Source organism: Enhydrobacter sp. (assembly GCA_025808875.1).
Lineage (GTDB): Bacteria > Pseudomonadota > Alphaproteobacteria > Reyranellales > Reyranellaceae > Reyranella.
Window position 1 is genome coordinate 2,436,988 of the sequence record CP075528.1, and the last position, 15,305, is coordinate 2,452,292.

Annotated in this window: 17 protein-coding genes; 8 read left to right on the forward strand and 9 right to left on the reverse strand. The window is 65.9% G+C overall.

Annotated elements, in window-relative coordinates; genetic code table 11:
• Positions 1-22 precede the first annotated feature (22 nt).
• The 8 genes from KIT25_12090 to KIT25_12125 all read right to left on the reverse strand — a co-directional run bounded on the left by KIT25_12090 (position 23) and on the right by KIT25_12125 (position 7,709).
• Positions 23-1,216, reverse strand: a complete 1,194-nt coding sequence (locus KIT25_12090) for an MFS transporter (protein ID UYN97623.1) — start codon at positions 1,214-1,216, stop codon at positions 23-25.
• 12 nt (positions 1,217-1,228) lie between these two features.
• A complete protein-coding gene (locus KIT25_12095; protein ID UYN97624.1) occupies positions 1,229-2,143 on the reverse strand; it encodes a CoA ester lyase in 915 nt (304 codons plus the stop codon).
• Between the two features lie 9 nt (positions 2,144-2,152).
• On the reverse strand, positions 2,153-3,373 hold the full coding sequence (locus KIT25_12100; GenBank protein ID UYN97908.1) for a CoA transferase: 1,221 nt from the start codon (positions 3,371-3,373) through the stop codon (positions 2,153-2,155).
• Between the two features lie 124 nt (positions 3,374-3,497).
• On the reverse strand, positions 3,498-3,977 hold the full coding sequence (locus tag KIT25_12105) for a MaoC family dehydratase (GenBank protein UYN97625.1): 480 nt from the start codon (positions 3,975-3,977) through the stop codon (positions 3,498-3,500).
• The gene (locus KIT25_12110) at positions 3,977-5,137 is read right to left on the reverse strand and encodes an acyl-CoA dehydrogenase family protein (protein UYN97626.1); all 1,161 of its coding nucleotides are present in this window, start codon (positions 5,135-5,137) and stop codon (positions 3,977-3,979) included. Before KIT25_12110 ends, KIT25_12105 begins: the two co-directional genes overlap by 1 nt.
• Before the next feature lie 2 nt (positions 5,138-5,139).
• The gene (locus tag KIT25_12115; GenBank protein UYN97627.1) at positions 5,140-5,625 is read right to left on the reverse strand and encodes a MaoC family dehydratase; all 486 of its coding nucleotides are present in this window, start codon (positions 5,623-5,625) and stop codon (positions 5,140-5,142) included.
• 116 nt (positions 5,626-5,741) lie between these two features.
• Entirely contained in the window at positions 5,742-7,091 is a 1,350-nt protein-coding gene (locus tag KIT25_12120) for an MmgE/PrpD family protein (GenBank protein ID UYN97628.1), read from the reverse strand.
• A 30-nt stretch (positions 7,092-7,121) separates the two neighbouring features.
• A complete protein-coding gene (locus KIT25_12125; protein UYN97629.1) occupies positions 7,122-7,709 on the reverse strand; it encodes a class I SAM-dependent methyltransferase in 588 nt (195 codons plus the stop codon).
• Positions 7,710-7,768: 59 nt separating this feature from the next.
• Here KIT25_12125 and KIT25_12130 point away from each other — a divergent pair, with 59 nt between their 5' ends.
• The 8 genes from KIT25_12130 to KIT25_12165 all read left to right on the forward strand — a co-directional run bounded on the left by KIT25_12130 (position 7,769) and on the right by KIT25_12165 (position 14,400).
• The gene (locus tag KIT25_12130) at positions 7,769-8,788 is read left to right on the forward strand and encodes an extracellular solute-binding protein (GenBank protein ID UYN97630.1); all 1,020 of its coding nucleotides are present in this window, start codon (positions 7,769-7,771) and stop codon (positions 8,786-8,788) included.
• 32 nt (positions 8,789-8,820) lie between these two features.
• Positions 8,821-9,801, forward strand: coding sequence for an ABC transporter ATP-binding protein (locus tag KIT25_12135; GenBank protein ID UYN97631.1), 981 nt, complete (start codon positions 8,821-8,823; stop codon positions 9,799-9,801).
• A 22-nt stretch (positions 9,802-9,823) separates the two neighbouring features.
• Entirely contained in the window at positions 9,824-11,002 is a 1,179-nt protein-coding gene (locus KIT25_12140; GenBank protein ID UYN97632.1) for a CoA transferase, read from the forward strand.
• Entirely contained in the window at positions 11,002-11,796 is a 795-nt protein-coding gene (locus KIT25_12145) for an enoyl-CoA hydratase/isomerase family protein (GenBank protein ID UYN97633.1), read from the forward strand. The genes KIT25_12140 and KIT25_12145 overlap by 1 nt, the downstream gene beginning before the upstream one ends.
• A 10-nt stretch (positions 11,797-11,806) precedes the next feature.
• Positions 11,807-12,688, forward strand: coding sequence for a phytanoyl-CoA dioxygenase family protein (locus KIT25_12150; GenBank protein ID UYN97634.1), 882 nt, complete (start codon positions 11,807-11,809; stop codon positions 12,686-12,688).
• The gene (locus KIT25_12155; protein UYN97635.1) at positions 12,685-13,473 is read left to right on the forward strand and encodes a hypothetical protein; all 789 of its coding nucleotides are present in this window, start codon (positions 12,685-12,687) and stop codon (positions 13,471-13,473) included. The genes KIT25_12150 and KIT25_12155 overlap by 4 nt, the downstream gene beginning before the upstream one ends.
• Positions 13,474-13,548: 75 nt before the next feature.
• Positions 13,549-13,890, forward strand: a complete 342-nt coding sequence (locus KIT25_12160) for a hypothetical protein (GenBank protein ID UYN97909.1) — start codon at positions 13,549-13,551, stop codon at positions 13,888-13,890.
• Positions 13,891-13,899: 9 nt separating this feature from the next.
• Positions 13,900-14,400 (forward strand): hypothetical protein, encoded by a 501-nt coding sequence (locus KIT25_12165; protein UYN97636.1) that lies wholly within the window; start codon positions 13,900-13,902, stop codon positions 14,398-14,400.
• Between the two features lie 4 nt (positions 14,401-14,404).
• Here the strand turns inward: KIT25_12165 and KIT25_12170 are convergent, their stop codons facing one another.
• Entirely contained in the window at positions 14,405-15,265 is an 861-nt protein-coding gene (locus KIT25_12170; protein ID UYN97637.1) for a polysaccharide deacetylase, read from the reverse strand.
• Between the last annotated feature and the right edge of the window lie 40 nt (positions 15,266-15,305).

The window sequence follows — 15,305 nt, forward strand, 5'->3', positions numbered from 1 at the left end:
GGAGAACGCAGGCTAGCATGTTCTAGCGCCCGGCGCGTGCCGTCAGGAGTTGCCAGAATCCCGCGGCGAGGACGCAGACGGCAACGAGGCCGAACGCCGAGCCGTAACCGCCGGCGACGGCGACCAGACCGAAGATGGGCGGCCCGACGACCGCCCCGGAGAAGGCGAGCGCCGTTTGCACGGCCGCGACGGCCGCCACCTGACCCGGCGGCGCGAGATGCGCGAACTCGGCGATGGAGACGCCGTTCCAGCTGATCGCGACGGCGCCGTAGGCGACCACCACCAGACCGACGAGCCAGGCCGGCGCCTCCGGCGGCAACAGGGCCGTGGCGAGCGCTCCCGCTGCCATCAGGATGCCGACCCAGCCCAGCAACGACATGCGGGGAACGCGGTCGCCGACCGCACCGAGCACGAGACGCACGACGGTGCCGGCCATTTGCGCGAGGAACAGGAAAAAGCCGGCCTGGGCGATGCTCATCCGGCAATGCTCGTAGAGATACGTGACGAGATAGAAAGTGAAGGTGTGCTGTGCGACGACGAACAGCAACGCCGAACAGCCGAGCACGCGCAGCTCGCGATGGCGCATGACGAGGCCGATCGACGGCCAGATGCCGGGCGACGGGCCCGGCGGGGCGACGGAAGCGTCGAGGCGCGGACGCATCGCTTCGAGCGCCAGGGTACCGGCGACGAGGATCGCGGCGGCAATCGCCGACGCGCCGCGCCAGCCAAAGGCCGGCAGCAGCCAGGGCAGCAACAGGCCGGCGATGGCAAAGCCCACCGGGACGCCGGTCTGCTTGACCGAAAAGACCAGGCTGAACCAATGGCGCGGCACGCGCTGGCTCAGGATGTGGGAGGAGGCCGGATTGATCGGCCCCTGGGCGCAGCCGATGAAGACGACGGCGAGCACCGTCGCGGCGACGGCGCCGACCGAGTTGGCAAGCAGGCCGGCGGCGCCGCACAGCATCGCGATCTGGCAGACCCGCACCGCGCCTAGCCGCGCGATCCAGGGCGCACTGATCAGGGCGACAACCGTGGCGACGGCATAGATGGCGGCGGTGAAAACGCCGACGAGCTTCGGATCCATCGCCAGGTCGACGGCGATCGCGGGCATCAGGACGCCGAGCGCGATCACCGAGAGCGAGACCGCGACCTGGGTGCCGAGCATGGCACCCACGGGCACGAGGACCGACGTGAGCTCGGCGTGCGGCTTGTTCACGCCGATCGGCGCCTATATTCCGTAGAGGTCGGCCTTGTTCAGAATGGTGTTTCGCAGGATGCGGATCGAGGCGACGTCGACCATGATGCCGTCGACGTTGATGGCGCCCAGGCCCTGAGCCTCGGCCTCGGCATAGGCCTTCTCGAGCTTGCGGGCGCGCGCCACATCCTCGGGCTTGGGCGAGTAGATCTCCAGCGCGTGCTCGATCTGCGAGGGATGGATCGCCCACTTGCCGACGCAGCCCAGGATCATCGAGCGCTTGCACTCCTCGCGATAGGCCTGCGGGTTCTTGAAGTCGGCGAACGGCCCGTCGACCGGATCGATGCCGGCGGCGCGGCAAGCCATCACCAGCCGGAAGCGGGCGTAGTGCCAGATGTCGCCCGGATAGCCGTCGGTCTCGCCGACGTTCTTGTTGGTGACGCCCATCGAGGCCGAGAAGTCGCCCATGCCGAACACCAGGCACTCGAGCCTGGGCGTGCACTTGGCGATGGCGTCGACGTTCTGCATGCCCTCGACCTCTTCAATGAGAGCCTCGAGGCCGATGCGGTTCTTGAGCTTCAGCTTCTTCTCGAGCTGGTGCAGCAGCTTGTCGGCGAACAGCACGTCGGCCGGCGTCATGACCTTGGTCATCATGATGGTGTCGAGATGCTCGCCGGCGCCCTCGACCACCTCGATGATGTCCTCGAAGGCGTATTCGGTCGTGAGGTCGTTGATGCGCACGCAGCGCGTCTTGCCCGTCCAGTCGAGCGTCTTCAGCGCCTGCACGATCTTCTTGCGGGCATCGCGCTTCTGGCTCGGCGCGACGGCGTCCTCGAGGTCGAGGAAGACATGATCGGCCTTCGACTCCGACGCCTTCTGCATCATCTTCTCGCTGGAACCGGGCGTGGACAGCTGGACGCGGCGGGCGCGGCGGGGACGGTCGGTCATGATCTTCTCCTAGGCAACGATCTTGTCGGCACGCAGCCTGGCGATCTCGGGCGGGCTGCAGCCGATGGCTTGCAAATACTGGTCCGTGTGCTCGCCCAGCAAGGGGGCGCGATGGCGCACGCGGCCCGGCGTCTCGGTCATCTTGACGGCGACGCCGGCGATCTGCACCTCGTGGTCGAGGCCGGGATGCGGCACCCAGGGCAGCATGTCGCGCGCCTTGAAGTGCGGATCGGCCACGATGTCGCGCACGTTGTAGACCGGCGAGAAGGGCACCTTGCCGCCGAGATGCCCGAGCAGCTCCTGCTTGGTGCGCCGGCTGGTGAAGGCCGAGACCGCGGCGATGATCGCGTCCTGATTGGCGCGGCGGTCCTGCACCGTGGCGTTCCTGGGATCGCTCGCCATCTCCGGACGGTCGATCAGCCGGCAGAGGATCGGGAAGTGCGTGTCGGCATGTGCCGCGATCGTGACGAACCCGTCCCTCGCCGGAAACATGCCGAAGGGGCAGAGAAGGGGATGATGATTGCCCTCCGGCGTCGGCAGCGCATGGGCAAAGGAATGCTGGTGCATGATGCGCTCGCAGACGGCGAGGATCGCGTCGACCATGCCGACATCGACGAACTGGCCCTTGCCCGTCTTGTGGGCGCGGAAGATCGCCGAGACGATGCCGAAGGCACAGGTGATGGCGGGCACGATGTCGCCGACGCCGGGCCCGACCTTCATGGGCGTGTCCTTGTCGGGGCCGGTGATGGCCATGATGCCGCCCATCGCCTGGCTGATCACGTCGTAGGCCGGGAAATCGGCATAGGGGCTCCTGCCGGTGCGCGGATCGCCGAAGCCGCGGATCGTCGCGTAGACCAGCCTGGGATTGCGCGCGTGCAGGGCTTCGTAGCTGAGGCCGAGGCGGTCCATGACGCCGCCGCGATAGTTCTCGACCACGGCGTCAGCGCCGTCGCAGAGCTTCATGAGCAGATCGCGGCCCTCGGGCTTCTTGAGGTCGATGGCGATCGACTTCTTGTTGCGGTTCACCGAAGCGAAGTAGCCGCCGAATGCCCGAAGCTTGTCGTTCTCATGGTAGGGACCGATGATGCGCGTGTGGTCGCCGTCGAGCGGCTCCACTTTGATGATCTCCGCGCCCTGGTCGGCCAGCAGCATGGTGCAGTAGGGCCCGGCCAGCATCTGCGTGAGGTCGACGATGCGCACGCCGTCGAGCGCGCCGGCGACTTCAGTCATGACGGACACGACTCATATTCCTCTCCCCCGATAGGGGGAGAGGTTAGGTGAGGGGGTTGCACGAGCTTTCGATTCCCCCTCACCCGTCCTCTCCCCCTGGCGGGGGAGAGGAGAAAGACGGAGGTCACCTGTCCCCCCAATGGCTGCGGCGCTTGATGAGCACGGTGCGCTCGCCTTCGAAGATGTGCTTGTCGTCCTGGTTCACGCCGTAGTGCCTGAAGCGGACGATGCCGGCGTCGGGTTGTTTGGCGTCGCGCGTCTCCAGCACCTCGCTGTAACAATAGAGCGTGTCGCCGTGATAGAGCGGGCCTTTGAGGCGGATCTTGTCCATGCCGAGCTCCATCAGCGCGTTCTCGGCGGTGTCCTCGGCGGCAAGGCCGATGCACATCGAGATGGTGACGCCGCCGAAGCCCAGGCGCTGGCCGTAGTTGGTGCCCCTGGTCAGGTGCTCGTTGAAGTGCGCCTCGGCGGTGTTCATGGTCACGTTGGTGATCCAGACCTGCTCCATCGGCTCGACGGTCTTGCCGCGCGCGTGCTTCAGCACGTCGCCGACCTTGAAATCCTCGAAGTAGTTGGCCTTGCCGGTGAGCGCCGAGACCTTCATCAGTTCTTCCCCCGGCCCAGCAGGCGATCGGAAATGATGCGCTTCTGGATCTCCGAGGTGCCTTCGAAGATCTTGGTCAGCCGCGCGTCGCGCCAGTGGCGCTCGACGGCATGGAGCGTCGTGTAGCCTGCGCCGCCATGGATCTGCAGGCCCTCGCTGCACACGCGCTCGGCCATCTCCGAGGCGAACAGCTTGGCCATCGAGGCCTCCTTGTCGCAGCGCTGGCCGGTGTCGATCTGCTCGCAGACGAAGTAGTTGAGCTGGCGCGCCGCCTCGATCTGGGTCGCCATCTCGGCGATCTTGAAGCGGATCGCCTGGAATTCGGAGATCGAGCGGCCGAACTGGCGCCGGTCGTTGGCGTACTGGATCGAATCGTCGAGCGCGCCCTGGGCGAGCCCGATGGCGCGGGCCGCGGTGTGGGCGCGCGCCGTCTCGAGGCCCGAGGTGGCGTAGTAGAAGGCCTGGCCTTCCTCGCCGATCATGTCGGCCGCCTCGACGCGAAAGTCGTCAAAGGCGAGCTCGTAGGTCTTCCAGCCGAAGTAGCCGATCTTGGGGATCGGCGCGCCGCTCACGCCCTTGGGCAGCGTGCCGCGCTTCTTCTCGACGAAGAACATGGAGAGGCCGAGATGGCGCTTGCCCTGTGGCGGATCGGAGGTGCGGGCGATGATGATCAGGAAGTCCGCGCCGTCGGCGAAGGTGCACCAGTATTTGTTGCCGGAGATCAGGTAGCCGGAGCCGTCCTTCCTGGCGCGACAGGAGATGTTGGCGATGTCGGAGCCGGCATTGGGCTCGGACATGGAGAAGGCGCCCAGGAACTCGCCCTTGGCCATGCGCGGCAGGTAACGTGAGCGTTGCTCCTCGCTCATCATGTGCGAGCCGATCAGCAGGTTGCCGCGGGCGATGATCGAGGCGACGCTCATCCAGCCGCGCGACAGCTCTTCGGTGACCAGGCAGTACTCGAAGCAGCCGAGGCCGAGACCGCCGTACTTCTCCGGGATCAGGATGCCGAAATAGCCGAGCTCTGCCATCTTGTCCCTGAGATCCATCGGGATGTCGCCCTTCTCGGGATCGAGCTTGTTGGCGACCGGCAGGACCTCGTTGAGGGTGAATTCGTGCGCCTGCTCCTGGATCATGCGGCGCTCTTCGGTGATGTACGACATTGTCAGGCGTTCCTTTGGCGCACGAGATTGGTGCGTTTGAAATCGATGACGAGCTCTTCGCGCTGGTTCAGGCCGCGGGTGTGCCAGGTGACGATGCCGAAGCCCTTGTGACTGTCGGAGACGCGACGATCCATGACAGTCGATTCGGCGCGCAGCGAATCGCCCGGATAGACCGGCTGGTGATAGCTAAGCTCGTTGACGCCGAGGAACGGCCCGCCGCCTTCGCTGAGATCCTCGACGGTCAGGCCGAAGACCGTGGTGAAGACCAGCAGCGGGTTGGCGACGATGCCGGGATGGCCGTGCGCGCGGGCATAGGCGGCGTTGTAGTAGTGCGGGTTGAAATGCAGCGTGAGCGTCGTGAAGAGGGTGCTCTCCGATTCCGTGATCGTGCGGCCCCAGTGGTGCCTGAAGACCCGGCCGACCTCGAAATCCTCGTAGCGGTTGCCCTTCGGCACCAGGCGGGCACGCGTTCTGAAGTCCTCTGACATCTTCTCCTTACCTCACCCTGAGGAGGGCGCGCAGCGCCCGTCTCGAAGGGTGCGAAACAGCCTTGATGTTGCCCATGCTTCGACACGCTCGCTACGCTCGCTCCTCAGCATGAGGTTTAGGCTTTCGCCGACGCCCGTGCCAACTCGCCCACGTCCGTCATCGTGTCAATGCGCTCGATGGCGTCGCGCAGGCGGCTGGTGCCGGCGGCACCGAGCACCGGTGTGACCAGGCCCTCGAACTTGGCTTCGATCGCCTTGCGCTGCTTGCCGAGATCGGGCCACGGGATACCCGAATCGTGTCGGGCTTCGAGGGTCGTGCCGTCGTCGAGCTGGATCGCCACTTCGGCGAGCGAATGCGCCCAGTCGGGCTTGAACTCGATCGCCATCTTGTCGCGCAGCGCCTTGATGCGCGGCTCCTGGGTGACCGCTTCGTTGTAGGAGTCGAGGGCCGCGGTATCGACGCCCGTCAGCGCCATCGCCACGGTCTGGCGCAGTGAGAACTTGGCCTCGAGGCCGGTCGTCGGGTTCGGGATGTTGCAGACCTTGTCGGCACCCGCGTCCAACCGCAGCGTGATCTTCTTCACGCGCTCGGGCGGGAAGTTGCTCTTGAGCCGGATCTCCCTGGCGCATTCGATGGGCGCGTGCGTCAGGTAGCAGGCGGCGTGGTACTTGAAGAGGTTGTTGCGCAGGTGCCAGCCCGACGGCGGCTCGCCCAGCGCCTGGTCGGCATTGAGGTGGTCGCTTTGCGAGGAAGCGAAGCCCTGGTCGCACTCGAGCGAATCGCCGCGCGCCGTAAAACCCCTGGCGGCGAGGCGGGCGGCGCGCAGCCCGTGCTCCGACGCGGTGCCGGCGTGCAGCGGCTTGCACATGGTGCCGAAGTTCGACTTCAGGCCGGCCGCCTGGGTGGCGGCGATGCCGAAGGCGACCGCGAGCTGCTTGTCGCTGAGACCCAGCATGCGCCCGGCCGCCGCGGCGGCGGAAAAGGAGCCGACCGTGCCGGTGACGTGGAAGCCTTTCTGGTAGTGGCTGGGGGCGACCAGGCGGCCGACGCGACCCGAGGTCTCGTAACCCGCGACGAAGCTCTCGATGAACAGCCGGCCCGACGCCTTCATCTGCTCGCCGAGCGCCAGCAGGACAGGGACCACCGTCACCGTCGGATGGCCGCCCATGGCGAAGTTGACGTCGTCGTAGTCGAGCGCATGACTGGCGGCGCCGTTGATCAGCGCTGCAGTCGAGGGCGTCACCTTCTCACCGCGTGCCACCAGGCTCGCCGGACCCTTGGCGCCATCTTCGAGCGCCTCGCGCACGAGGATGTCGGTCAGCTCCTCCTGGGCGCCGGGCACGGTGACGGCGAACCAGTCGAGCAGGCACTGCTTGGTGCGCTCGACCAGATCGTCGGGAAGGTGCGTCCAGACAAGCGCCGTGGCGCGGCGGGCGATCTCGGCGGTAACGGGCGTGGCGGCCATTTTCGGGTCTCCCGGAGGGCTGGCCGAAGTCTAGGGCTTTCGGGCCACGATGTGAAAGATGTGCCAATGCTTGGTGTTGCCACGCGGTGTGACGCCTTCGTCCTCTTCTTCCTCGAACATCTCCAGCTCGAGGCCCTCCAGCAGGGCAAGCGCTTCGTCGCGCGAGACGAAGGTCATGCCGGGCCGGCCGAACCAGGTGTCGCGCGGGCCGTACCACTGGCCGCTGAAGCGGCCGCCGGAGGGCAGCGCCTCGCGGATGCGCATCCAGAGGTCGCGGAATTTTTCCGGCTCGCACAACGGCATGGCGAAACTCGAGTTCACCAGATGGATGCCGATCGGCAACGGGATGTCCTCGAAGCGGCCGAGGACGGGTGTAATGCGCTCGTCTTCCGGCAGCTTGCGCAGCGCTTCGGGTTCACTGTCGACGGCGACCACGCGCCAGCCGCGCCTCAGCAACTCGACGAGGTCGCGGCCCGCGCCGCAACCGAGGTCGACCGCGAGCGGGTCGGCTGGCAACGGTTCGAAGCCATCGAGGGCCTTCAACAGTGTGCGCCGTGGCGGGCGGTCCCGCAGTTTCGCGTAGTAGGCCGCCCAGTGGCGATCAGGTGCTTGTGACATGCGCATTTGCGTGTTGGTATGGCCTCAACGATAGCAACAGCGCCGTGCGGGAGGAACTCATGAGGGTGTGGGGACGCCTTGCGCTGGGCGCCGCTCTCGCACTGGTTCCTGTCGGGCTGCAAGCCGAGATGGGGGCGCTCGAGCGCGACGCGCGAAGCGAAGGTCATCTGACCTGGTATGTCGCCCACTATACGTCGGAGGCCGCAGCGGACCTGGCAAACGCCTTCGGCGACCGATACGGCGTCAAGGTCAAGGTCGTCCATACGACGGCACAGGTTTCCTACCAGCGTCTGCTGCAGGATCTGAAGAACAAGCAGGCGATTTGCGATGTCTTCTCGTCCACCGACGTCGGGCACTACGTTCGGCTGAAGGACAAAGGGTACCTGGCCCGCTACGAACCCCAAAATGCGGCGAAGATCGCCGAGCCGTTCCGCAGCTTCGATCGGGATGGCTTCTACCACGCGACATCGGCCGGCTTCGTGTTGTTGACCTACAATACCACCGAGTTGCCGGTCGATCGGGCACCGAAAAAATGGACCGACCTTCTCGAACTCGAGTGGAAGCACAGGATCGCGACGGGGCATCCGGGCTTTTCGGGCTATGTCGGGACCTGGGCGGTCGCCATGCGCAAGCTGTACGGCTGGTCGTTCTTCGAACGACTCGAGAAGAACAAGCCGCAGATCGGCCGATCGATCAACGACACGCTGTCGATGTTGTCGGCGGGCCAACGGCAACTCGGAGTCGGCGCCGCCGGGCCGACGCTCGCCCGCGCCACACGGGGCAGTCCATTGGCGATCACCTTCCCGGCCGATGGCGCCGTGCTGGTGATCGCGCCGTCCGCTGTGATGAAGGACAGCCGCAACCCGAACGCCGCGCGGCTCTTCATAGAGTTCCTGAATTCGACGGAAGCGTCGAGGATCAATGCCGCCCACTTCGCGGTCCCGATCCGCCCCGAAGTAACGTCGCCACCCGGCCTGCGGCCCTTGCAGAGCGTCAAGACGATCCGGCCGACCGTCAGCGAGATCGCGCAGGGCATCCCCGAAGTCATCGACCAGTGGCGCGAGACGTTTGGCAACTAACCGGCGTCCGTTCGTGCTAATACCCGCCCCGGATGACCACGCTCGCGCTCAGGAATGTTTCGCGCCGCTTCGGCCCGGTCGAGGCCGTGGCCGGGTTCACCCTTGAACTCGCCGCCGGTGAATTCGTCTCGCTGCTGGGGCCATCCGGCTGCGGCAAGACGACCACCCTGCGCATGATCGCGGGGTTCGTGCCACCCAGCGAGGGCATCATCGAGATGAACGGCGAGGTGATCTCGTCGCCGACGCGCGTCGTACCGCCGGAGAAGCGGCGCATGTCGATGATCTTCCAGAGCTACGCCATCTGGCCGAACATGACGGTGGGCGAGAACGTGGCGTTCGGCTTGCAGGTCCGTCGTCTGGCGCGCGCCGAGATCGATCGCCGGGTGGACCGCATCCTCGATGTCGTGCAGATGCGCACCCTCAAGGAGCGCTACCCGGGAGAATTGTCGGGCGGCCAGCAGCAACGGGTCGCCCTGGCACGCGCCATCGTCGTCGAGCCGGAGGTGCTCCTGCTCGATGAGCCGTTGTCGAACCTCGACGCCAGCCTCCGCGAGGAGATGCGCGCCGAGATTCGTCGACTGCACGACGAGTTCAAGATAACCACCGTCTACGTCACGCACGACCAGTCGGAAGCGATGGTGACGTCCGACCGGATCGTGGTGATGAACAAGGGTCGGATCGAGCAGGTAGACGCGCCTCAGGCCCTCTATTGTCACCCACGCAGCCGTTTTGTCGCCGGTTTCATCGGTCGCACCAATTTCGTCGAGAAGGACGGTGGCGTGTATTCTCTTCGTCCCCAGGCCATCGCCATCTCGATATCCGAGCCGGCGGCCCACGGCATTTCGGCGGAAATCGTCGGCCGCTCCTACCTCGGGGAATCCTGGGACTACCAGGCTCTGCCGCAGGGCGACATCAGGCCGCTGCGAATCTCCACCGCGCCGGCCCAGGTCTTCGAAGTCGGGCAGCGCGTCTGGCTGGAGATCGATCCGGCCGCCATGGTACGAGTGGAGTGACCGCGAACACCCGAGTGAGAACATGACCGCAGGACCGCTTTCCCGCTTCACCGTGCTCGACCTGACGCGCGTGCGCGCCGGCCCGACGGCGGTCCGCTACCTGGCCGACTGGGGCGCCAACTGCATCAAGGTCGAGATGCCGCCCGGCGCTGGTGATATGGACATGGGCGGGCCGCGCCACGGGCCGGACTTCCAGAACCTGCACCGCAACAAGCGGTCGATCACGCTCAACCTGAAGGAGCCCGACGGCAGGGCCGTCTTCATGAAGCTGGTCGAGAAGGCCGACGTGGTGGTCGAGAACTACCGCGCCGACGTGAAGTTCCGCCTCGGCATCGACTACGAGAGCCTGAAGAAGGTCAACCCGCGCATCGTGCTGGGCTCGATCTCGGGCTTCGGCCAGGACGGCCCCTATGCCGAGCGCGCAGGCTTCGACCAGATCGCCCAGGGCATGGGTGGCCTGATGTGGGTCACCGGCATGGAAGGCCAGGGCCCGGTGCGCGCGGGCATCGCCGTCGCCGACGTGGGCGCGGGCCTGCACTGCGCCATCGGCATCCTGGTCGCGCTGTTGGAGCGCGAGACGTCGGGGCAGGGACAGTGGATCTCGACCTCGCTGCTGCAGGCGATGATTTCCATGTGCGACTTCCAGGCGGCACGCTGGACCATCGCCAAGGACGTGCCGGGCCAGGCCGGCAACAACCATCCGACCTCGATCCCGACCGGCGTGTTCAAGACCAAGGACGGCTACATCAACATCGCCGCCTCCGGCGGGCACATCTACAAGCGCTTCTGCGAGGCGATGAAGTCGCCCGAGCTCTATACCGACGAACGTTTCGCCACCGACAAGGCGCGCCGCACGAATCGCGACACCTTGAACGCGGAGATCGACAAGCGCGTGGCGCAGTACAACAGCGCCGACTTGGTGAAGCTCCTGAACGATTCAGGCGTTCCGGCCGGCCCGATCTACAAGATGGACGAGATGTTCGCCGACCCCCAGGTCAAGCATCTGAAGATGGCGCATCCGGTAAAGTCGCCGAAGCTGGGTGACATCGAGGTGATCGGCCAGGCGATCAACATGAGCCGCACACCCTTCGAGATGCGCAACGCCACGCCGGAGCAGGGTGAGCATACCGAACAGGTGCTGAAGGAATTCGGCTACGACGGCGCGGCGATCGCCGACTTCCGCAAACGCGGGGTGATCTGATGATCAGCCCGACACCCAACATGATCGCGGAGAAGGCGGGGCCGGTTGGGCGCCTGGTCTTCAACAAGCCGGCCAAGCACAACGCCACCTCGACCGACATGTGGGAAGCGATTCCCGTCATCCTGGACGAGTTCGAGAAGGATCCGGCGATCCGCGTCGTCGTGGTCACCGGCGCGGGCGACAAGGCCTTCGTGTCCGGGGCGGACATCTCGGAGTTCGAGAAGGCGCGCAACACGCCGGAGCAGGTGGCCTACTACGACAAGATCGGCGAGATCGCCAACGCGCGCCTCACCAGGTGCTCAAAGCCGACCATCGCGCGAATCCGGGGATACTGCATCGGCGGCGGACTGGCCGTCGCGCTGACCTGCGACATCCGCATCGCCTCGGACAACAGCAAATTCGGCGTGCCGGCGGCGCGGCTCGGGCTCGGTTATCGCGCCTCGGGCCTGAAGATCCTGATGGACCTGGTCGGCCCGTCGACCGCGAAGGAGATCTTCTTCACCGCCCGGCATTTCTCCGCGCAAGAGGCATTGGGCATGGGCCTGGTCAACCGGGTGGTGCCCGACGCCGAGCTCGACTCCTACGTCGACAACTACTGCCGGATGATTGGCGAAAACGCGCCGCTCACCATGCATGCTGCCAAGCGTACCATCGAGGAGCTGACGCGGCTCGACGGCAAACCCGACTTCGCTCGCTTGAGCGGGCTGGTGAAGGAGTGCTTCGACTCGGAAGACTATGTCGAGGGCCGCCACGCTTTCATGGAGAAGCGCAAGCCGGTGTTCAAGGGACGGTAGGGAGCGAACCATGTCCGTGCTGAGCCGCCAACAGATCGACGCCTTCTGGCGTGACGGATACCTCATGGTCGAGGAGGCCGTGACGCCGACCCAGCTCGCCGCGCTCAAGGGCGAGATCGAGCGCTGGGTCGAGGCGAGCCGGGCCCATTCCGTGCCCTTCGGTCCGCCGACGATCGACGGTCGGCCGCGCTTCGACATGGGCGCCGAGCACACGGCCGAGAAACCGGCCCTGCGGCGCATCAACAATCCCTCCGACATCTCCGACGCCTACCGGGAAGTGATGCTCGACGCGCGCACCGTCGACATGGTCGCCGACCTGATCGGGCCAGACGTCAAGTTCCATCACTGCAAGATCAACCTGAAGCTTTCCGGCGCCAGAACCGAGGTGAACTACCATCAGGACTTTGCCTATACGCCCCACACCAACGACGACATCGTGACGGCCTTGCTGTTCCTCGACGACATCGACGAGAGAAACGGCTGCCTGACCGTCGTGCCGGGGTCGCACAAGGGACCCATGTTGTCGCTGTTCGAGGGCGAGCGCTTCACCGGAGCGGTGGCGCCGGCGGAGGAGCAGCAGGCGCTCGGGCGATCCGTGCCCTGCGTCGGCAAGGCGGGAAGCGTTTGCCTGATGCACACCAAGTTGCTGCACGGCTCGGCCGCCAACGGTTCCGATGCGTCGCGCGGGCTTTACATCTGCGTCTATACGGCGGCCGATGCGGTGCCGATCGCGCGCAATCCGATGCCGAGCCTCAACGAGGGCCGCATCGTGCGAGGAAAGGAAGCCCGCTTCGCCCGCCTGACTGCGGGACTGGTGGAGCTGCCCAAGCAGCCGAAATCGGCCTCCTTCTTCACCGTGCTCGGCCAGGAGTCCAAGCAGGCGGCGGAGTGAGCGAAGCCTTTGCTGCCGTCGCCGAGCAGGATGCGACCGGCGGGACCGCCGAACTCTTTGCCGATATCCGGGCGACCATCGGCGTGCGGGTGGTCAACCTCGTGTGGCGCCATCTTGCGACGATCGATGGCGCCCTGCCGTGGGCGTGGAGAGCACTGAGGCCGCTCTATGTCGCGGGTATTCCGGACGAGGCGGCCCGCCAGTTCCGGAAGACGATGCTCCTGCCGGCGCTGACCGGATTGGCAGGCGACGATCCGGCCAGCGTCGATGACGTGGTGGCAAGCTACGACCACTCCAACACCATGAACTTGTTGGCGCTGGGCGCGCTGGTTGCCTGGCTGCGACGGGAAATCACGCCGGGGCATGCGCCGGAGCGGGGACCGCGTCTGCCCGCCCCGGATGTGGCCTTGCCCAAACTTGCATCGCAGTCGGACGTATCGCCGGAGACCTGGGCGCTCGTGCTCCGCCTGAACAGATTCGGCGATCGGCCGCGGCCGTTGATCCTGGCCAGCATGTACCGTCATCTCGCTCATGCGCCGCAATTCCTCGCGCGGCTCGAACCCGCATTGGCCGCGGCCGAGGCCGATGGTTCGCTTGGCCGGTCGATCGGAGACAATCGACGCGCCGCCCGCGAGCAGGCCGTGATGCTGGCACGGGCGATCGTGGCGGACCGGCCCTCCACCGACGGCCAGATCGAGGCGAGCATCTCGGCGTTCCTCGATCACGCCATCGGAAAGATGGTGACGATCTGTCGGGCGATCAGGGCGGCGAGGGGTGACGTTTGACCTGCCCGTCGCCATATCGGGCGCATCGGTACCCGGAAAGGATCGCCCATGAAGTCAGCTGTTTCGAAGCGCACGTTGCTGGCCGGTTTCGCCGTCGTCGCGCTGGCGCCGGCCACGTCGGTCTTGGCCCACCATGGCTGGGGTGAATACGATTCGAGCAGACTTCTGACGCTCACCGGCAGTGTCAAGGAATTCGACTACGCCAATCCGCACGGCACGCTTCGATTGGCGACACCGGACAAAACCTGGTTCGTCATTCTGGCGCCACCGTCGCGGATGGAGAGCCGAGGCCTGCCGCGCGATGCAGTCAAGATCGGCGATCAGATCACGGTCGAGGGCCACGCCAGCCGGTCGAAAGTCGATGAACTGCGGGCGGAACGCGTTCACGTGGCGGGTAAGGTCGTCGAGCTGCGCTGAGTTCCGTTCGTGATGGAGGGCGAGAAGGGCTTCTTCAGCGTACTGGCCTGGTTCCAGCATACGGCGCTGGCACAGGAGATCAGGGGCGGAACCTGGAGCTACGCCGCGCTCGAGGTCGTGCATTTGATCGGTGTCGCATGCCTGGTCGGTTCGATCCTCGCGTTCGATTTACGATTGATGGGGCTCTCGCGCGGACTCGAGGCGCGGGGCATGATGCGTCACTTGCTGCCGCTCGCGGCAATCGGTTTCGCGCTTGCGGCGGCCAGCGGAAGCCTGATGTTCATGGCCGACGCTGTCGCACTTGCAGCGAACCGCGCCTTTCAGGTCAAGCTCGTCCTCATCCTGCTGGCGGGACTGAATGCCCTGGCGTGCCACCGGGGGCCGCTCTCCGGCATGGGCGCGTGGAACCGGCACGTCGCGCCGCCCTGGGCGGCGAGAGCCATGGCCGTCTTCTCTTTGGTCTTCTGGTTGGCCGTCGTCGCGTGTGGTCGCCTGATCGCCTACGTATAGCCCGCTATTCGGCCGCCGCCTTTTGTTCGGCCGGGCGCCGCGCCAGCCATTCGTGCATGGCGGCTTCCATGGTCATGAACACAGCGCCGCCTTCCATCAGCTTCTGGATCAGCCGCTCGAGCATCATCATGCGATGGCCGCGGCCGATGACGTGCGGATGGAAAGTGTAGGTGAGTATGCCGAAATCGGGCTGCACGCGCGTCATGTAGGTGAAGTCGTCGACGAAGTTCTCGAGGACATTGGTCGCGTTCATCAAGCCGGCCTGGATCGAGCCGTTCGGGTTGCGCATGTATTCGAAGTGCGGGAAGTCGTCGAGTGACCAGCTGATCGGCATCTCGACCAGTGCCGTCTCGCGGCCGCGTACGAAAGGCGCCTCGAGTTCCGCGACATCCCCCTGGCGGGCGAAGTAGCAGTCGTAGTCGTGCCCCATCATCGAGCTGTCGTACCGGATGCCGTGCTTGAGCAGCAGCTCTATGGAATGGGGCGAGAGGTCCCAGGCCGGCGAGCGATAGCCGCGCGCGAGGCTGCCGCTGATGCGCTTGATCGATTCGTTGCCGCGCACGAGCTCCTCCTCCTCTTCGTCGCGCGAGAGGGTGACCGGCAGGCGGTGTGTCCATCCGTGATGCGCGAGTTCGTGGCCGGCTTCGACATAGGGAGCCACCGCGCGGGGCGTACTGTCGATGGTGTGGCCCGGCGTGAAGAACGTGGCCTTGATGCCGTAGCGTTCGAGCAGTGCGACCAGTCGGGGGATCACCACGACGTCGTATTCGCCGCGCGAAATCGCGGTCGGGGTCGTCAGGCCGCGGGCGATGAAGCCCGAAAGGTGGTCATGGTCGAAGGTCAGGCAGACGATATGGCGGGCCATCGAGGTCTCCTTGAGGCAGGGCGACTGTAGGCGGATTTGT